The organism is Phenylobacterium sp. (genome assembly GCF_020253645.1).
In the GTDB taxonomy this organism is placed as follows: Bacteria; Pseudomonadota; Alphaproteobacteria; order Caulobacterales; family Caulobacteraceae; genus Phenylobacterium.
In genome coordinates this window covers 1-18,155 of the sequence record NZ_JADCBG010000180.1, presented here as the reverse complement: position 1 = coordinate 18,155, position 18,155 = coordinate 1, and the positions used below count along the sequence as shown (strand labels likewise).

15 protein-coding genes and 1 tRNA gene are annotated in these 18,155 nt (G+C 65.8%); 8 read left to right on the top strand and 8 right to left on the bottom strand.

Translation table 11 applies throughout. The annotated features are described in order from the left end of the window. The 4 genes from INE98_RS11960 to INE98_RS11945 form a co-directional block, all read right to left on the bottom strand. On the bottom strand, positions 1–468 hold a 468-nt coding region (locus INE98_RS11960), incomplete at its 3' end, for a DEAD/DEAH box helicase (RefSeq protein WP_293539159.1). Between the two features lie 162 nt (positions 469–630). Then, positions 631–2,685, bottom strand: coding sequence for a DNA topoisomerase IV subunit B (parE, locus tag INE98_RS11955; protein ID WP_293539158.1), 2,055 nt, complete (start codon positions 2,683–2,685; stop codon positions 631–633). 101 nt (positions 2,686–2,786) lie between these two features. Beyond that, positions 2,787–4,196 carry a type I glutamate--ammonia ligase gene (glnA, locus tag INE98_RS11950; RefSeq protein WP_293539157.1) on the bottom strand — a complete coding sequence of 470 codons (1,410 nt, stop codon included), beginning with the start codon at positions 4,194–4,196 and terminating at the stop codon, positions 2,787–2,789. Between the two features lie 32 nt (positions 4,197–4,228). After that, a complete protein-coding gene (locus INE98_RS11945) occupies positions 4,229–4,567 on the bottom strand; it encodes a P-II family nitrogen regulator (RefSeq protein ID WP_293539156.1) in 339 nt (112 codons plus the stop codon). A 237-nt stretch (positions 4,568–4,804) separates the two neighbouring features. On the opposite strand from INE98_RS11945, the gene INE98_RS11940 reads away from it, so the two are divergent. Genes INE98_RS11940 through INE98_RS11930 form a run of 3 tightly spaced genes read left to right on the top strand, consistent with a single transcriptional unit; the run spans position 4,805 to position 8,372 of the window. Next, a complete protein-coding gene (locus tag INE98_RS11940; protein ID WP_293539155.1) occupies positions 4,805–6,346 on the top strand; it encodes an acetyl-CoA acetyltransferase in 1,542 nt (513 codons plus the stop codon). A gap of 3 nt (positions 6,347–6,349) precedes the next feature. Then, positions 6,350–6,919 carry a histidine phosphatase family protein gene (locus INE98_RS11935; RefSeq protein WP_293539154.1) on the top strand — a complete coding sequence of 190 codons (570 nt, stop codon included), beginning with the start codon at positions 6,350–6,352 and terminating at the stop codon, positions 6,917–6,919. Between the two features lie 4 nt (positions 6,920–6,923). Continuing rightward, a complete protein-coding gene (locus INE98_RS11930) occupies positions 6,924–8,372 on the top strand; it encodes an NAD(P)H-hydrate dehydratase (protein WP_293539153.1) in 1,449 nt (482 codons plus the stop codon). A gap of 3 nt (positions 8,373–8,375) precedes the next feature. Here the strand turns inward: INE98_RS11930 and INE98_RS11925 are convergent. Then, a tRNA-Leu gene (locus INE98_RS11925) sits at positions 8,376–8,460 on the bottom strand. Between the two features lie 128 nt (positions 8,461–8,588). Next, a complete protein-coding gene (locus INE98_RS11920; protein WP_293539152.1) occupies positions 8,589–9,557 on the bottom strand; it encodes a formylglycine-generating enzyme family protein in 969 nt (322 codons plus the stop codon). Between the two features lie 270 nt (positions 9,558–9,827). Here INE98_RS11920 and tig point away from each other — a divergent pair, with 270 nt between their 5' ends. After that, complete coding sequence (gene tig / locus INE98_RS11915) at positions 9,828–11,186, top strand: trigger factor (RefSeq protein ID WP_293539160.1); 1,359 nt, start codon at positions 9,828–9,830, stop codon at positions 11,184–11,186. A 108-nt stretch (positions 11,187–11,294) separates the two neighbouring features. Further along, positions 11,295–11,909: an ATP-dependent Clp protease proteolytic subunit gene (locus tag INE98_RS11910; RefSeq protein ID WP_293539151.1), complete on the top strand. Its 615-nt coding sequence runs from the start codon at positions 11,295–11,297 to the stop codon at positions 11,907–11,909. Positions 11,910–11,924: 15 nt separating this feature from the next. Here the strand turns inward: INE98_RS11910 and INE98_RS11905 are convergent, their stop codons facing one another. Then, entirely contained in the window at positions 11,925–12,515 is a 591-nt protein-coding gene (locus tag INE98_RS11905) for an HAD-IB family hydrolase (RefSeq protein WP_293539150.1), read from the bottom strand. 330 nt (positions 12,516–12,845) lie between these two features. On the opposite strand from INE98_RS11905, the gene clpX reads away from it, so the two are divergent. After that, positions 12,846–14,108, top strand: coding sequence for an ATP-dependent Clp protease ATP-binding subunit ClpX (gene clpX, locus INE98_RS11900; RefSeq protein WP_293539149.1), 1,263 nt, complete (start codon positions 12,846–12,848; stop codon positions 14,106–14,108). Between the two features lies 1 nt (position 14,109). Here the strand turns inward: clpX and INE98_RS11895 are convergent, their stop codons facing one another. Then, entirely contained in the window at positions 14,110–14,904 is a 795-nt protein-coding gene (locus INE98_RS11895; RefSeq protein WP_293539148.1) for an ABC transporter substrate-binding protein, read from the bottom strand. Positions 14,905–14,997: 93 nt separating this feature from the next. Between INE98_RS11895 and INE98_RS11890 the strand changes: the two genes are divergently transcribed. Continuing rightward, positions 14,998–15,660, top strand: coding sequence for a DUF3011 domain-containing protein (locus tag INE98_RS11890; protein ID WP_293539147.1), 663 nt, complete (start codon positions 14,998–15,000; stop codon positions 15,658–15,660). A gap of 171 nt (positions 15,661–15,831) precedes the next feature. Further along, positions 15,832–18,155: endopeptidase La (lon, locus tag INE98_RS11885; RefSeq protein ID WP_293539146.1), on the top strand; the 2,324-nt coding region annotated here is incomplete at its 3' end.

Genomic DNA, 18,155 nt, shown 5'->3' with positions numbered 1-18,155 from the left:
GTCGACCACCAGGATCTGCACACCCGTGAGAAGCAGCTTGCCGCGTTCGAAGTGGTCGAGCAGCCGGCCGGGCGTGGCGATCAGGACGTCGACGCCGCGGTCCAGCTTGAGTTCCTGGTCGGAGAAGGAGACGCCGCCGATCAGGAGGGCCCAGGACAGCTTGCGCGCCTGGTTGGCGGAGTAGCGCTCGAAGGAGGCGGAGACCTGATCAGCCAGTTCCCGCGTCGGGGCGATGACCAGGGCGCGCGGCATGCGGGCGCGGCTGCGCCCTTGGGCGAGCCTCTCGATCATCGGGAGGGTGAAGGCGGCGGTCTTGCCGGTCCCGGTCTGAGCGATGCCGAGCACATCCTTGCCGGTGAGGGCGACCGGGATGGCCTGGGCCTGGATCGGAGTGGCGGTGGTGTAGCCCGTCGCGGAGACGGCCTGCAGGATTTCGGGCGAGAGGCCCAGTTCAGCGAATTCGGTCATTCTTTGCCTAAGGGGCGACGGGCCCGTCCCGCGGGGCGGGGGCGCGCGCGGCGCTGCGGCGCGGACGGCGTTCGTCGCGCGGGGCGGAACATACGGGCTGGGGCCCCCAAGTCAACGCGCAAGCCTTGAAAGCCGTGTGATGGCCCCAGTAACGGCGCCGGGCTAGACATCAAGGTCCGCACTCGCGAACTCCGCATTTTCCTGGATGAAGCGGAATCGCAGTTCGGGTTTGCGGCCCATGAGGGCCTCGACCAGCTCGGCGACTTCTACCTCGGAGCCGGGCAGGGTGACCCGAGCCAGGATCCGCCGGGCGGGATCCATGGTTGTCTCACGCAGCTGGGCGGGCATCATCTCTCCGAGGCCCTTGAAACGCCCCACCTCAGGTTTCTTGCCCTTGAACTCAGTGGCGAGCAGAGCCTCGCGATGGGCGTCGTCGCGGGCATAGATCACTTTGCCGCCATGGCTGAGGCGGTAAAGGGGCGGAAGGGCCAGATAGAGGCGGCCCGCCCGGATCAGCTGGGGCATGGTTCGGTAGAAGAAGGTGATCAGCAGGCTGGCGATATGGGCCCCGTCCACATCGGCGTCGGTCATGATGACTACGCGCTCGTACCGCAGGTCCTCCTCTCGGAACCGGGTCCCGCCCTGCACGCCCAGCGCCAGCATCAGGTCGGACAGCTCCCGGTTCTGGCCGAGCTTGTCGGTTGTCGCCGAGGCCACGTTCAGGATCTTGCCGCGAAGCGGCAGGATGGCCTGGGTCCGCCGGTCACGGGCCTGCTTGGCCGAGCCACCGGCGCTGTCTCCCTCGACGATGAAGATTTCCGATCCTTCCGCCGACTGGCCGGAGCAGTCCGCAAGCTTGCCGGGGAGACGGAGCTTGCGCGTGGCGGATGCCCGCGAGACCTCCTTCTCGCGGCGGCGCTTGAGCCTTTCCTCAGCGCGCTGGATCACGAAGTCGAGCAGGGCCCGCGCCGCCTTGGGCTGGGCGGCCAGCCAGTGGTCGAAGGGATCGCGAAGCGCCGTCTCGACAAGCTTCTGGGCTTCGGTCGAGGACAGTCTCTCCTTGGTCTGGCCCTGGAACTCGGGGTTGGAGATGAAGACGCTGACCAGGCCGCCTGCCTGTGCGACGACATCTTCTGCGGTCAGGAGTCCGGCCCTTTTCTCGCCGACAAGATCCGCATAGGCCTTGAGCCCCCGGGTCAGGGCGGCGCGGAATCCGGCCTCGTGGGTCCCGCCTTCGGGAGTGGGCACCGTATTGCAGTAGGACTGCAGGAAGCCGTCGGCCTCGCCGAAGCCCGCGCCGGTCCAGGTCACCGCCCATTCGACCTTCCCGGGATCGCCCTTGCGCTCGAAACGTCCGGTGAAGGGTTCCGGAGTGACGGTCTCGATGTCGCGAACCCGCTCTGCGAGAAAATCGGCCAGTCCATTCGGAAACCGGAGGAGCGCTTCCGAAGGGGTCTGGTCATGGATGAGGGACGGATCGCACGCCCAGCGGATTTCAACGCCGCCGAACAGATAGGCCTTGGAGCGGGCCATCCGGTAGATCCGTGCGGGCCGGAAGGCGGCCGTGTCGCCAAAGATGACCGGATCAGGCCGGAAGGTGATGATCGTGCCGTGCTTTCGGCTCGGCCCCAGCTTTTCAAGACCGCCGACAGGTTTGCCCCGGCTGAAGGACTGTCGCCATTCGAAGCCGTCCTTGAAGGCGGTGACCTCGAGGTGCTCTGAAAGGGCGTTGACTACCGAGACACCGACTCCGTGCAGGCCGCCGGAGGTCTCGTAGGCCTTCCCCGAGAACTTCCCGCCCGAATGCAGGACGGTCATGATCACTTCCAGGGCCGACTTTCCGGGGTGCTTCGGATGGGGATCGACGGGAATGCCCCGCCCGTCATCCCTGACCGTCAGGGTTCCGTCTGCGTCGAGCCGGACCTCGATCACCTTGGCGTGGCCGGCGACCGCCTCGTCCATCGCATTGTCGAGGACTTCGGCGAACAGGTGATGCAGGGCCCGCTCGTCCGTCCCGCCGATGTACATGCCCGGCCGCTTTCGCACGGGCTCCAGACCCTCAAGGACCTCAATGTCCTTGGCGGAGTAGCCGCCACCCTTCGCCGTGGACGGCGACGGGGCCTCAGGCGGGGTTGGACCCGGCTCCGCCACGCCGACCGGCGATGGCTCCGGCTGGGGATCATCAAACAGCGAAGCTTGGGGAGGGGACCCGGACATGGCCTTCGTTTGCCGCGATTCGCCGCCCGCCGCCGCGCAAGGAAAGGGGCCGCCGGATTGCTCCGGCGGCCCCTGCCGCTCCAGCGCCTAAGCGCAGGGGGTCAGCACTTGTAGTACATGTCGAATTCGACCGGGTGCGGATGGAGCTGGAGGCGCATGACCTCCTCCATCTTCAGCTCGATGTAGGAGTCGATGAAGTCGTCGTCCATCACTCCGCCTGCCTTGAGGAAGGCCCGGTCCTTGTCGAGGCATTCGAGGGCCTCGCGCAGAGAGCCGCAGACTTCCGGAACCTTCTTCTGCTCCCGCGGGGGAAGATCATACAGGTTCTTGTCCTGGGGGCCTCCGGGATCGATCTGGTTGATGATCCCGTCGAGGCCCGCCATCAGCAGGGCGGTGAAGGTCAGGTAGGGGTTGCCCATCGGGTCGGGGAAGCGGGCCTCGATGCGCTTGCCCTTGGGGCTGTCCACGTGAGGAATCCGGATGGAGGCCGACCGGTTCCGGGCGGAGTAGGCCAGCTTCACCGGCGCTTCGTAGCCAGGCACCAGACGCTTGTACGAGTTGGTCGTCGAGTTCGAGAAGGCATTGATCGCCTTCGCGTGCTTGATGATCCCGCCGATGTACCAGAGGCACATCTGAGACAGGCCCGCGTACTTGTCGCCGGCGAACAGCGGCTTGCCGGCGCCCCAGATCGACTGGTGCACGTGCATGCCCGAGCCGTTGTCGGCGAACATCGGCTTGGCCATGAAGGTGGCTGACTTGCCGTAGGCCGCGGCCACGTTGTGGATGACGTACTTGTAGAGCTGCATCCGGTCGGCCATCACCACCAGGGTGTCGAACTTCAGGCCAAGTTCATGCTGGGCGGGCGCCACCTCGTGGTGGTGCTTTTCCGGCTTCATGCCGAGCTCGCCCATCACTGCGAGCATTTCGCCACGGATATCCTGGCCGGAATCCACCGGATTGACAGGGAAGTACCCGCCCTTGGGGCCGGGCCGATGGCCGAGGTTGCCCTCCGGATACTCCTTGGCCGAGTTGACGGGCAGTTCGGACGAGTCGAACGAATAGCCCGTGCTGTGCGGAGAAGTGGACCACCGCACGTCATCGAAAATGAAGAACTCGGCCTCGGGGCCGAAGAAGGCCGTATCGCCAATGCCGGCGGACTTCATGTAGTTCAGCGCCGCCTTGGAAATCGACCGGGGATCACGATTGTAGGGCAGTCCGGTGTCCGGGTTCAGGACATCGCACACCAGCGCCATGGTGGTTTGCTGATAGAAGGGATCGATGATGGCCGTGTCCAGGTCCGGACGCAGCTTCATGTCGCTTTCATTGATCGCCTTCCAGCCGGCGATCGACGAGCCGTCGAACATCGTGCCATCGGTCAGGAACTCCTCGTCCACCAGATCGATGTCGAAGGTCACATGTTGCATCTTGCCGCGGATGTCGGTGAAGCGGACGTCGACATACTTGACGTCCTTCTCTTTGATCTGGTCCAGAATTTCCTTGGCTGTCGCCATGATGTTCCCCTTCTCGGTAATGTTTCCGCCGCCTAGACGGCGGCCTCTCCCGTCTCGCCGGTGCGGATGCGCAGGACATCCAGAACCTCCGAGACGAAAATCTTTCCGTCGCCGATCCGGCCCGTCCGGGCGGCTCCGACGATGGCTTCCAGCGCAGCCTCAAGCTGGTCGTCCGGAAGCACGACCTCGACTTTGATCTTTGGCAAGAAATCCACGACGTACTCGGCGCCGCGATAGAGTTCGGTATGACCCTTCTGACGACCGTAGCCCTTGGCCTCGATGACAGTCATGCCCTGAAGGCCCAGTTCCTGAAGGGCTTCCTTCACTTCATCGAGCTTGAAGGGCTTGATGACCGCTTCGATCTTTTTCATCCCAGAACTCCGGTCGGGCCTCCGACCCGCTGACTGTGGGGCAGGTGACGCAGGGCCTGCGCGGGTTCAAGTCCCCGCCCCCCGCTGATCCGTCAGCGGGGGAGGTTTCCAGGCGGGCGCCTAGCTTTTGGGCGATAAATGCCGGGATTTCAGGCAAATGCCACATCGGGGGGAATTCCGCTTGAGACCGGCCCTCAGGCGCCTAGGATCACGCGGCGACAAGGCGGGGAGGGCAGGGTGAGCGACGAAACAACTCCAGTCTTGATCGGCGGCGGTCAATTCACCTGGCGGGGGGATCCGGGATCCTCACCATCGCCGACGGCTCTGCTCAAGATCGCGGCGGAAAGAGCGGCCCTCGACGCCGGCCTGGACACGTCGGCCCTGGCCGCTACGGATGGCCTCGCGGTGATCAGTTTTGCGATCGACGCTCCCGGAGAGCGTCGGGTCATGCCGCATTCCACAAACCCGCCGCTAACCCTTTCGAGGCGCCTGGGCGCCTCGCCTGACTGGAGCGTTTACACCCGCGCCGGAGGCAACAGTTCTCAGTACGCCATCAATGTCGCCGCCCAGCGGATCTCCGAAGGTCGGAACCGTCAGGTCCTCGTCGTCGGGGCGGAGTTCATGGGGTCGGGCGTCAAGCGTCTGACGAGGGGTCTGGGCTTCGAGGACTGGGACGACGCGGACAACCTGCCGCCACCGGAGTGGATCGGCGACGGGAGGCCGGGGGTCAGCCCCTATGAAGCCGTTCATGGAATGGATCGGCCCATCCACATCTATCCGCTGTTTGAGAACGCCCTGCGGGCGAGGGATGGCCGGTCGATCGATGACCATCAGCGGCGTCTCGGTGAACTGTTCGCACCCTTCACCCGGGTTGCGGCGTCCAACCCTGAAGCCTGGTTTCAGGTCGAGCGGTCGCCTGAGGAGCTGGTCGCCGTCACTCCCGCAAATCGCATGATCGGCTTTCCCTATCCGAAGTTCCTGAACGCGATCATGGACGTGGACCAGTCGGCGGGCGTGCTGATGACCAGTCTTGCACGGGCGCGGGAGTTGGGGGTGTCCGAGGACCGGATGATCTTTCTGCACGGCTGCGCCGACGCCAATGACATCTGGAATCCGATTGAGCGTCAGGATTTCCACTCGAGCCCCGCCATGCGGCTGACAGGTGAACGCGCCCTGGAAATGGCCGGCGTCACCCTCGAGGACATTGTCGCTTTCGATCTCTATTCCTGCTTTCCCTCGGCGGTCCAGGTCGGGGCCGAGGCCCTCGGTCTGGCGCTCGATGATCCTCGGGGCTTTACGGTCACCGGCGGTCTTCCCTACGCCGGGGGACCGGGCAACAACTACGCCATGCACGGTGTGGTGGCGATGATGCAGCGCCTGCGGGAGAGGCCCGGCAGTTTCGGGCTGTGCACGGCGAACGGCTGGTATCTGACAAAGCAGTCGACCGGCGTGTACTCGACGCGCCGGCCGCTGAAGGCCTTCGAGCGGCAGGATCCGTCTGTCCTTCAGTCCCGGATCGACGCCCTTCCGCGCCCGACCGTCATCGAACGTCCATCCGGCCGCGGCAGGATCGAGACCTACACCGTGATTCACGAAAGGGAGGGCTTCCGGATGGGCGTGATCGTCGGCCGCGACGAGTCGGACCGCCGCTTCGCCGCAATCATTCCTGGAACGGAAGCCGAAGCGCTGGCCTCGCTCGAAGTCCGAGAAGGCGTTGGCCGGACCGGAACCCTGTCGAGATCTGCGGACGACCGACGCAACCTGTTCACCCTGGATTGAGCCATGCAGAGACTTTTCCTGATCCGCCACGGCAAACCCGCCGCCGTCTGGGGAGAAGCCGACCATGATCCGGGCCTGGACGAGTCGGGGAGGGCCCAGGCGCATGCGGCCCGGGACCATCTTCTCGCCCTGCCCGAGGACCTGCGCCCCCTGAGGGTTGTCAGCTCCCCCCTGCGCCGGTGCCGGGAAACGGCCGCGCCCACGGCCGAGGCCCTTGGCGTGGAGATCGAGATCGATCCGGGGGTCGGTGAGATTCCGACACCCGCGGCGCTGACGGCCGAACAGCGTCCCGCCTGGCTCAGGGAGGCCTTCCAGGGCCGTTGGGCGGACATTCAGGGCGACCTCGATTACGATGCCTGGCGCCGCAGGGCCGCCGACTCGCTCCTGACGCGCAGCCGGACGGCGGTGTTCAGCCACTATGTTGCGATCAACGCGGTGATGTCGCTTCTCGCTGGGGACGATCGGGTCCTGGTTTTCCGGCCTGACCACGCGTCCATCACCGCGCTGGAAACGGACGGGGGCCTTCTGGTCCTTGTCGAGGCGGGACGCGAGGCGTCAACGGGCGTGCTCTAGGCGCATGTCTCCGCGGGCGATCCTGACTGTCTCTGAGATGGCCGAAGCCGATCGCGCAGCGGTCGCCGGTGGGACCTCGGTTGGTCGACTCATGCAGCGGGCGGGCCGTGCAGTCGCCATTGCCGTGGAGGCGCATTTTCAGAAACAGCCCGTCCGGGTCCTCTGCGGCCCGGGAGACAACGGGGGAGACGGCTATGTCGCGGCGCGGGAGCTGGCCGATCGCGGCTGGACGGTGACGGTCGAGGCCCTCGCTGCGCCCACGAGCGAGGCCTCTCTGGAGGCGCGGGCCGGATGGTCGGGGCCTCTCGTCAGCTGGGGCGAGGGCGGCGGAGAGGCGCTGGTCATCGACGCCCTCTTCGGGGCAGGACTCAACCGTCCTCTTGAATCGGGCGTCATTCGCCGCCTGGAGGCGCTGTTGGCCCCGGATTGCCGGGTCGTGGCTGTAGATGTGCCTAGCGGGCTGTCCGGAGATACCGGTCGGCCGGTCGGCTCCTGGGCCCTCTCCGCCGCCCTCACCGTGACCTTCCAGGCCCGCAAACCGGCCCATGCCCTCCTGCCGGGTCGGCAGCGATGCGGCGAAATCGTGGTCGCCGACATTGGGCTGGGGGCGCTGACGTCCCGACTGTTCGAGAATGACCCGGACCTCTGGCTTGACCGTCTTCCCTGGCCGTCCGCCGCTTCGCACAAGCATAGCCGTGGGCGCCTGGGCGTGATCAGCGGCGGACCCTGGCGGACGGGCGCCGCCCGGCTCGCCGCCCGCTCCGGCCTGCGGATCGGAGCCGGGCTTGTGACCCTGGTCTCGCCCCGGGACGCCATGGCGATCAACGCCGCGCATCTGGAGGCGGTCATGCTCGCGCCTGCCGACAGTCCGGAAGAGGTCGAGGGGACCTGTTCGGAGATGGATGCGGTCGTCGTCGGTCCAGCGGCGGGACTGGAGGACGCCACCCGGGAGAAGGTGTTGGCTCTGGGACGCACCGGTGCGGCCCTGGTGATCGATGCGGACGCCATCACGGTCTTCCGGCCCGCCCCCGCGGATCTCTTCGCCCTCCTGGACGTCGACGATGTGCTCACTCCCCACGAGGGGGAGTTCGAGAGACTTTTCCCCGGCGTGCTCGCCGCCTCGGAGACCAGGGTTGCGGCAGCCCGGAGCGCCGCCAGCCGGGCGGGCGCCGTCGTGCTGCTCAAGGGGGGAGATACGGTGATCGCGCATCCGGACGGCCGGGCCGCGATTAATCTCTCCGCCTCGCCCTGGCTGGCCACGGCTGGATCTGGCGACGTCCTGGCCGGTCTGATCGGCGGCCTTCTGTGCCAGGGGGCGAGTGGTTTCGACGCCGCCTGCGCCGCCGCCTGGGTGCATGCGGAAGCCGCCGAGAAGTTCGGTCCGGGTCTGATCGCCGAGGACCTTCCAGGTCTCGTTCCCGCTGTTCTGGCGGACCTCTCCGCCCGCCTCTGAGCCTGGTGCCCTCCGCCGGACTCGAACCGGCACGCCTTTCGGCACGGGAACCTAAATCCCGCGCGTCTACCAGTTTCGCCAGGAGGGCGGCGCAGGCTTGTCCTAGAGCCTGACGCACCGGGATGGAACCTTCCGTTCGCGAAAATGAAACGATCTGCGCCGCCACGCTCCGGGGAAGCGTCGGCGTGAACGCCGAGGTCGGGACCCTCTAAGAGGTCAGTCCGGAGGTCGGTAGATGCAGCGAAACCCGAGGTGGCTCATGGCGCTGTCGATGGTCTGGGCGTGCCGCGCCGCCGGCCGGTAGCGCCGGCAGTAGGAAGGCGCACACAGGAAGGAACCGCCCTTGAGGACCTTCCTCGGTATCGGAATGTCCGGAAGGGCTGGATCCAGGCTGTCCCCCTCCCGGCCGCCCCGCGGGTTCTCGATCGCACAGCACGGAGACGATTTCTCAGCGGTCCGGTGCGGCCCGTACCAGTCGCTGGTCCACTCCCAGACATTTCCGATCATGTCGAGAAGGCCGAGATCGTTCCCCGGGAAGGCGCCTACGGGAGACGTCCGATCGTAACCGTCCTCGCAGGTGTTCCGGAATGGAAACTGGCCCTGAAAGGTGTTCGCCATCTGGCGTCCGGCGGGCGTCAGCTCCGTTCCCCAGACGAATTCGGTCTCAGACGGTCCGCCGCCCCAGGCCGCGAACTCCCACTCCGCTTCAGTCGGAAGAGTCTTGCCGGCCCAGGCGGCGTAGGCCTCGACATCCGGCCATGCCACATGGACGACCGGGTGGTCCCCGAGGCCCCTGAGGTTGCTTCCCGGTCCCAGTGGGCGCCGCCAGGTGGCGCCGAATGTCCACCGCCACCACTGCGACGCGTCATTGAGCGGGACCGGGCCGCGGGTCGGGGTAAAGACCATCGAGCCTGCGCGGAGCATGTCTCGGGGCGCGCCGGGGTAGTCCTCTGGCCGCGGGGCGATCTCCGCAAGGGTGACATGGCCGGTCTGTTCGACGAAACGGGCGAACTGATCGTTCGTAACGGGGGTGCGATCGATCCAGAAGCCGTCCACACGGACCCGCCTCGCCGGCCGTTCCTCCGGATAGTGACTGTCGGATCCCATGGTGAAGACGCCGCCTGGCGTCCAGACCATACCCGGATCGGGGGGAGGGACGGCAGGCTCAGCCGTATCCTTGATCATGAAGGCCTCCGGTCGGGTCGCGCCGGCGGCAATCGGCCGGAGCCCTTGGGTCATAGCCGCAAGTTAGGCGGGCCGGGAGTCAGGAGACGATATAAACGGAGGGAGATTTGGACCGCAGCACGCCCCGGGGCGCGGCTTTGCTCTTGGCCCCTCGCCGGTCGCGTGACATAAGGACGCCCCCTCGCCGCTGGCTTCAGGCGGCGCCGTTTTTCCGGAAGAAGGCGGATCTGGCGCGGGCGTTTCGCGTGTGGTCCGGTGGCTTGAATGTCGATGCAGATCGTTGAGAAGTCCGTTGAAGGTCTGAGCCGGGTTTATGGCGTGACCGTTCCCGCCGCCCAGCTGGCGGAGAAGGTCGAGGCGCGTATCGCCGAGATCACACCCACCCTGAGCCTCAAGGGCTTCCGGCCTGGCAAGGTGCCGGCAGGGCATGTCCGCAAGATGTTCGGACGCTCCCTCATGAGCGAGATCGTCGAGCAGACCATCACTGAGACCACCCAGAGAGTTCTGTCGGATAACAATCTGAGGCCGGCCGGCGAGCCGGATCTGCGCCCCGAGGGCGACATCCAGCTGGTGGTCGAGGGCAAGGCCGACCTGATCTATGAGATCGCTCTTGAGGTCATTCCGGAGTTCGAGCCCGCCGATTTCTCGAGTATCTCTCTGAAGCGCCCGGTCTACGAGCCGACCGACAAGGAAGTCGACGACGCCGTCGCGGAGCTCGCGGAGTCCAGCAAGACCTTCGAGCCCCGCAAGGGCAAGACCGTGAAGGCCAAGGATGGCGACCAGCTCCTGATCGACTTTGTGGGTCGCATTGATGGCGAGGCCTTCGAGGGCGGATCGGCCGAGGACGCCACACTGACCCTGGGTTCGGGCCAATTCATTCCCGGCTTCGAGGAACAGCTGGTCGGCGCCAAGCCCGAGGACGAAGTGGTCGTGAAGGTCGCCTTTCCCGCCGAGTATCAGGCGGCGCATCTGGCCGGCAAGGACGCGGAATTCGCAGTCAAGGTCAAGGAAGTCCGAGCCCCGAAGGCGAGCAAGATCGACGACGATCTCGCCCAGCGCCTTGGCGTGGAAAGCCTCGAGAAACTGAGAGAACTGCTGCGGACCAACCTCCAGTCGCAGTTTGCGGGCGCCTCCCGCTTCAAGCTGAAGCGCGCCCTCCTGGACATACTGGATGAGAAGCACGACTTCCCCCTGCCGCCCCGGATGGTGACGGCGGAGTTCTCGCAGATCTGGGACCAGGTCCAGCAGGACAAGGCGGCCGGCAGTCTCCCGCCAGAGGACGCCGACAAGACCGACGAGCAGCTCGAGACGGAGTATCGCCGGATCGCGGAGCGCCGGGTGCGCCTGGGCCTCGTTCTTGCCGAGATCGGCCGCGTGAACAATGTTCAGGTCACCGAACAGGAGCTGGCGGAGGCCATGCGTACCGAGGCCATGCGATATGGGCCCCAGGCGCAGCAGATTTTCGACTTCTTCCGGCAGAACCCCTCCGCCCAGGCCCAGCTCCGGGCGCCAATCTTCGAGGAGAAGGTGGTCGACCTGATCGTCTCGAAGGCCAATGTCGAGGAAGAGCAGGTCTCCAAGGAGGATCTCCTGAAGGAAGAAGACATGCCCGAGGCCTACCGGGCCTAGTCGGGAACCAAAGCCGGCCGCGGCCTTGCCATGGCTGGGTTGAAACGCGATATCGAGGACGGGGCGCCCGCCGACGGAGTCGCCCTTTCAGCCTGAAGGGGCACGCCTATGCCGGATATGGTGACGACTGCTCTCAACCTTGTCCCGATGGTGGTCGAGCAGACCAGTCGGGGCGAGCGCGCCTTTGACATCTTCTCCCGGCTTCTCAAGGAGCGGGTGATCTTCGTCTCCGGTCCGGTGGAAGACGGCATGGCCGCCCTGGTCTGCGCCCAGTTGCTCTATCTTGAGGCCGAGAACCCCAAGAAGGAGATCCAGATGTACATCAACTCGCCGGGCGGGGTGGTGTCGTCGGGCCTCGCAATCTACGACACCATGCAGTACATCCGCAGTCCGGTGGCCACGCTCTGCATGGGATACGCGGCCTCCATGGGCTCTTTCCTTCTGGCGGCGGGTGCGCCCGGTCAGAGGATCAGCCTGCCGAATGCGCGGATCATGGTGCACCAGCCGTCAGGTGGCTATTCGGGCAAAGCGTCTGACATCGAGCGCCATGCTGAGGACATCCTCAAGATCAAGCGCAGGCTCAACGAGATCTACGCCAAGCATACGGGTCGAACCTATCAGGAAGTCGAGGAAAAGCTCGACGCTGATACCTTCATGACGCCTGAGGAGGCCCGCGACTGGGGTCTTGTCGACCACGTGCAGGAGAACCGGGGCGACGACTGATCTTCGGCCTCGGGCCTAGGGGCGCTCCCGGAACTCCCGGTATCCCGCGTGATCGGCGATGGCCAGCATTTCCTTGTCTCCCGCAGTATCCCCGTAGGCTGCCGCCAGCCTGAGGTCTGGTCCGAAGAGCTCCCGGAGCCTGCGGGTCTTCTCCGGACCCCTGCAGTTCGCCCCGTCGAGCGCGCCAGTAACCTTTCCTTCCGGGTCCTGCGCCAGCCGCGTCCCGAGAAGATGGTCAGCCCCAAGTCCCCGGGCGAAGGGGGCCACGAGGATTTCGGGCGAGGCCGTGACGATCACGAGGGTCGCCCCGCGCGAGCGCCAGTATCGCCAGGCCCGGAGGGCGTCTGGCCGCAGGAGTCGCGTGGCGTGTGTCTCCGCAAAGGCACGGGCGCGGGCCTCGACTTCTGAACGGGCGAGCCCACCGAGAAAGCGACGGACCGCGGCGGCCTTCATGCGACCCCGGTCGCGATCGACAAGATAGCGGCCGGCGGCGTGCGCCAGGGAGAGATAGCCTTTCGCGCTGCCGGCGAGGCCAGCGTGCCAGTCCAGGAAGGCCTTGAAGCTGTCCCGGACGGTCAGGGTTCCGTCGAAGTCGAAGGCGACCACCCCGATCGGCCGTTCGGGATCTGGAACAACGTCCTCGGATCGCGGCGGGACGGAAATCTGTCGGGGGGATTGAGGTGCAGGCACGGTGGGGGGCGGACTGACTCGTCGAGGGAAAAACCAAGCCGGCCCTGCATATTCGTCACATGACGACAATGCCACAGGTTTGGGCTATAGGCCGAGTGTCAGGGCCATCAGGCTTGCCGCCGCCGCCTGTATCGGGGACTGTCAACACTTCGACAACCCGAGGCGGATAGTCTGAATGCCGCCTTAACGGCTGTACAGGGTTCGACGGCGCGATGCCTAGACGCCCGTCGAAGGAGTGAGAGACGCATGACCAAGGCCGCCGGCGGGGATACCAAGAGCACTCTCTATTGCTCTTTCTGCGGCAAGAGCCAGCACGAGGTCCGCAAGCTGATTGCGGGTCCGACCGTGTTCATCTGCGACGAGTGCGTCGAACTCTGCATGGATATCATCCGTGAAGAGCATAAGATTTCTTTCGTCAAATCAAAGGATGGAGTGCCGACTCCGAAGGAGATCCGGGAGGTTCTGGACGACTATGTGATCGGACAGGACCACGCCAAGAAGGTGCTCTCTGTCGCCGTCCACAACCATTACAAGCGGCTGAACCACGCCTCGAAGAACAACGACGTCGAACTGGGCAAGGCCAACATTCTCCTGATCGGCCCCACCGGCACGGGCAAGACCCTGCTGGCCCAGACGCTCGCCCGGATCATCGATGTGCCCTTCACGGTCGCCGACGCGACGACCCTGACAGAGGCCGGTTATGTCGGCGAGGATGTCGAGAACATCATTCTCAAGCTGCTCCAGGCGGCCGACTACAATGTCGAGCGCGCCCAGCGCGGGATCGTCTACATCGATGAAGTCGACAAGATCAGCCGCAAGTCGGACAATCCTTCCATCACCCGTGACGTGTCCGGGGAGGGCGTGCAGCAGGCCCTTCTGAAGATCATGGAAGGCACCGTCGCTTCGGTCCCGCCCCAGGGCGGCCGCAAGCATCCCCAGCAGGAGTTCCTGCAGGTCGACACCACCAACATCCTGTTCATCTGCGGCGGGGCCTTCGCCGGACTGGACAAGATCATCTCGGCCCGGGGGCAGGGGACGTCGATCGGCTTCGGAGCCCGGGTATCCAATCCGGACGACCGCCGGACGGGCGAGATCTTCCGTCAGGTTGAACCGGACGATCTGCTGAAGTTCGGGCTGATCCCCGAGTTCATCGGGCGACTGCCCGTCCTCGCGACCCTCGACGACCTCGACGAGAAGGCCCTGGTCCGGATTCTCACCGAGCCCAAGAACGCCTTCGTCAAACAGTACCAGCGCCTGTTCGACATGGAGAACGTCGGCCTGACCTTTACCGATGACGCCCTGATGTCGGTGGCCCGCAAGGCCATCGCCCGCAAGACAGGCGCCCGGGGGCTTCGGTCGATCCTCGAGGCCATCCTGCTCGACACCATGTACGAGCTACCCACCTGGGAGGGCGTCGAGGAAGTCGTCGTCAACTCCGAGGTCGTCGAGGGCCGTTCCCAGCCTCTGGTGATCTACTCCGAGCGGCGGGACAAGGGCGGCGCAGCCTGAGCTAGCGGCTCTCCGCGGCCGGCTTCAGGCGGGCCATCCAGTCCAGGGTGGTCATCCAGTAGGTCCTGTTGGCGTCCAGAAAGCCATCCCGACGGCGTGCAGCAATCCAGCCATTCGCGAGGTTCAGAAGGTTCATGTCTCCCTTCCGCACCGCCATGCCGTCGGCGGTGCGCGATAAGGGCGCTCCGTCGCCCACCGCATAGCGCTGGGGCTTGGCGGCGGCGGCGGTCAGGGTCGGGACTGGCTCCTTGAAGGCCAGGGCGTTGATCGCCCCGTCGTCCAGGGCCTTCTGGGCCGACATCAGGTCGGGGAACTCCCGGAAGGTTGCAGACGGCAACCTCGTGCGCGCCGCGTCCGCGGCGAGCGTTCCCGTCACGACGCCGATCGCCGTGTCCGGGACATTGAGCTGGTCGACCCGAAAGGGTCCCTTGGAGCTGGCCACCACCCTGATGTCTGACTCGGCGTAGGGATTTGTCATCCAGACCTGCAGCAGCCGCGTTGTATCCAACGCCAGGGCGGCGATCGCGAGGTCGCAGTCGCCGGCGTTCAGACGATCCAGCAGCACGCGTCCCGGCACGGGTTTCAGGTCGAGGGAGAGGCCGAGATCGCTTGCGAGGCGCGACGCGATGTCCACCTCATGGCCGATCAGCTCGCCGGAAGGAGTCCGCACCGCGAAGGGCGGCGCCTCGACCGTGCAGACCCGGAGGGCGCCGCGCGCCAGGGCGTCTTCCAGGCCGCCGGCGGCGGCCGGCGTCGCCATGACCAGGGCCAGCGCCGCCAGATAAGGTTTCAGCATCACCACCACTCCCACCTTGCGTCAGCTTGCATTCAGGTTGCGACGGATACAACCACCTGCGTAAATCCCGACGGACCGTTCAAGGAGCCCGAAATGCGCCCGATCCTGCTGTTCGCCGCCCTGGCCGGCTCAGTCGGCGGACTCGCGCCTGCCCCGCCTGTGCGGGCAGACTCCTTCGTGACCTGCGCTTCGCAGGATTATCGGAGGAACTGGTGCCCTGTGTACTCTCAGGGGCGCGTCTGGCTCGATCGTCAGTACTCCGGCGGACGCGGCGCCTGCGTCGAGGGCTCGACCTGGGGGCGTGATCGTCGGGGCATCTGGGTGGACGGCGGCTGTCGCGCGCGCTTCCGGGTTGAGGACCGCTATGGCGGTTATCCGGATTACGGGTACCCGGATTACGGGAGTCACAAGAAGGACGATACCGGGGCTCTGATCGGAGGCCTGATCCTCGGCGGCTTGGTCGTCGGGGCGATTGCGGCCGCCAACAGCGATAAGGAGAAGGCCGCCACGGGGTCTGGGTCCACAGGCGCGACGGGGTCCGGCCTGGCGGTCGAGGCCTGTCGCCTCGAGGCCGTCAGCCGCATTGCAGGCTATGGCGAGCGGCCCCGGATCGACCGGATCACCACCACCACCGCCTCGGCGGGAGGCTGGACAGTGCAGGGCTACGCCTCGGTGGATGCAGGTCCCAAGGCGGTCTCCTATGCCTTCACCTGCCGTTACGATAACGGCGCCGCCTCCATCACCAGGCTGAACTGAGGCGTCTGTCCCTCAGGTTCCTGCGGGTTGTCCACGACTGTCTCGCGCCGCCGGCTTGAACCCGAACGGCGACGCGCCACATCTATCGGCATGGCCGGTCCTGGCGATTGTCGCGGGAAGGCCAAGCCGTCCCTGCTCAATCGAGGGGGATGGAGAGGAGTATAAGTGACCATGACCGAAGCCCGCACGCTTCCGATCCTCCCGCTGAGGGACATCGTTGTCTTCCCTCACCAGCCGGTGCCCCTCTTTGTTGGCCGCGACAAGTCCGTCAGGGCCCTCGAGGAGGCCATGAAGTCGCCCGAGCGCGAGATCCTGCTCGCCACCCAGAAGAACAAGGAAGACGACGACCCGGGCCAGTCCGATATTTTCGAAGTGGGGGTCGTCGCTTCGATCCTGCAACTCCTGAGGCTGCCCGACGGCACTGTGAAGGTGCTTGTTGAGGGCCGCGGCCGTGCTGGAATCGTCCGATTCACTGAGGAGTCAGAGTGGTTCGCCGGTGAAGTCGCCCTGGTGACCGAGGACGCGGCGCCCTCGGCCGAGACCGAGGCTCTCAGCCGGGCTGTCGTCGAGCAGTTTGAAACCTATGTAAAGCTCAACAAGAAGGTGCCGCCGGAGGCTCTCGCCGCCCTCCCGGGGATCGAGAACCCCGGTGAACTGGCCGACCGCATCGCCTCGCACCTGAACGTCAGGATCGCCGACAAGCAGGAATTGCTGGAAATCTTCAGTGTCTCCAAGCGCCTGGAGAAGGTCTATGCACTGATGGAAGGCGAGATCTCGGTCATGCAGACCGAGAAGAAGATCCGCAACCGCGTGAAGCGGCAGATGGAGAAGACCCAGCGGGAGTACTATCTCAACGAGCAGATGAAGGCGATCCAGCGCGAGCTCGGGGAACAGGAACAGGAGCGCGATGAGCTGGCCGAGCTGGAAAAGCGCATCAAGCGCACCCGGCTCTCCAAGGAGGCCCGGGTCAAGGCCAACGCCGAGCTGAAGAAGCTGCGCTCGATGAGCCCGATGTCGGCGGAATCCACCGTCGTCCGGAACTATCTCGACTGGCTGCTGTCCATCCCGTGGGGCAAGGCGAAGTCAAAGCCCATCGATCTCGACAAGGCCGAGGCCGTCCTCGAGCACGATCACTACGGGCTGGCGAAGGTCAAGGAGCGCATCCTCGAATACCTGGCCGTCCAGTCCCGCACCGGCTCGCTCAAGGGCCCCATCCTTTGCCTGGTGGGCCCTCCGGGCGTGGGCAAGACCTCGCTGGGCAAGTCGATCGCCGAGGCCACCGGGCGGGAGTTCGTCCGCGTCTCCCTGGGCGGTGTGCGCGACGAGGCCGAGATCCGCGGCCACCGTCGGACCTACATCGGCTCCATGCCCGGCAAGATCATCCAGTCCATGAAGAAGGCCAAGTCGACCAACGCCTTCTTCCTCCTCGACGAGATCGACAAGATGGGCGCCGACTGGCGGGGCGACCCGTCTTCGGCCCTGCTCGAGGTGCTGGACCCGGCGCAGAACGCCACCTTCGCCGACCACTACCTGGAGGTCGACTACGACCTGAGCCCAGTCATGTTCGTGACCACGGCCAACAGCCTCAACATGCCCCAGCCCCTGCTGGACCGCATGGAGATCATCCGTATCCCCGGCTACACCGAGGATGAGAAGGTCGAGATCGCCCGTCGTCACCTGCTCCCCAAGCAGATGAAGGACCACGGTCTGACCGCCTCGGAATTCGAGTTGCCCGACGCCGCGCTGCGCGACCTTATCCGCTACTATACCCGCGAGGCGGGCGTGCGTTCTCTGGAGCGCGAAATCGGCAACCTCGCCCGCAAGGCGGTTCGCGACCTCATGCGGCGCAAGCCGGAGGAGGCCGCCGGTCCGATCGTCGTGGACGAGGCGAGGCTCTCCGACTACGCCGGCGTCCGCCGGTTCAAGTACGGCGAGATGGATGGCGAGGATCAGGTCGGCATCATCACCGGTCTGGCCTACACCGACTTTGGCGGCGACATCCTGACCATCGAGGCCGTGCGCATGCCCGGCAAGGGCCGGATGCAGGTCACCGGCAATCTCAAGGACGTCATGAAGGAGTCGGTCCAGGCCGCCCACGCCTATGTGCGCAGCCGGGCCACCCACTTCGGGATCGAGCCGCCCCTGTTCGAACGGACCGACGTAGCCATCCACGTTCCCGAGGGCGCGACCCCCAAGGATGGTCCCTCGGCCGGCGTCGCCATGGCGACGGCGATGGTCTCCGTCCTGACCGGGGTTCCGATCCGCAGGGACATCGCCATGACTGGCGAGGTCACCCTTCGCGGCCGGGTCCTGCCCATCGGCGGCCTGAAGGAGAAGCTCCTGGCGGCCCTGCGGTCGGGAGTAAAGACCGTTCTGATCCCCCAGGAAAACGCCAAGGACCTGCAGGACATCCCCGAAAACGTGAAGGCGGGGCTGGAGATCCTTCCGGTGAGTTCGGTGGACGAGGTCCTGGCCCACGCCCTGGTCCGTCCCCT

Excerpts from the sequence above, each read along its gene's own strand:
- INE98_RS11895 (WP_293539148.1), bottom strand. The coding sequence starts at position 14,904 with ATGCTGAAACCTTATCTGGCGGCGCTGGCCCTGGTCATGGCGACGCCG.
- clpX (WP_293539149.1), top strand. The coding sequence starts at position 12,846 with ATGACCAAGGCCGCCGGCGGGGATACCAAGAGCACTCTCTATTGCTCT.
- INE98_RS11890 (WP_293539147.1), top strand. The coding sequence starts at position 14,998 with ATGCGCCCGATCCTGCTGTTCGCCGCCCTGGCCGGCTCAGTCGGCGGA.
- INE98_RS11920 (WP_293539152.1), bottom strand. The coding sequence starts at position 9,557 with ATGATCAAGGATACGGCTGAGCCTGCCGTCCCTCCCCCCGATCCGGGT.
- INE98_RS11945 (WP_293539156.1), bottom strand. The coding sequence starts at position 4,567 with ATGAAAAAGATCGAAGCGGTCATCAAGCCCTTCAAGCTCGATGAAGTG.
- tig (WP_293539160.1), top strand. The coding sequence starts at position 9,828 with ATGCAGATCGTTGAGAAGTCCGTTGAAGGTCTGAGCCGGGTTTATGGC.
- parE (WP_293539158.1), bottom strand. The coding sequence starts at position 2,685 with ATGTCCGGGTCCCCTCCCCAAGCTTCGCTGTTTGATGATCCCCAGCCG.
- INE98_RS11935 (WP_293539154.1), top strand. The coding sequence starts at position 6,350 with ATGCAGAGACTTTTCCTGATCCGCCACGGCAAACCCGCCGCCGTCTGG.
- INE98_RS11910 (WP_293539151.1), top strand. The coding sequence starts at position 11,295 with ATGCCGGATATGGTGACGACTGCTCTCAACCTTGTCCCGATGGTGGTC.
- INE98_RS11930 (WP_293539153.1), top strand. The coding sequence starts at position 6,924 with ATGTCTCCGCGGGCGATCCTGACTGTCTCTGAGATGGCCGAAGCCGAT.
- glnA (WP_293539157.1), bottom strand. The coding sequence starts at position 4,196 with ATGGCGACAGCCAAGGAAATTCTGGACCAGATCAAAGAGAAGGACGTC.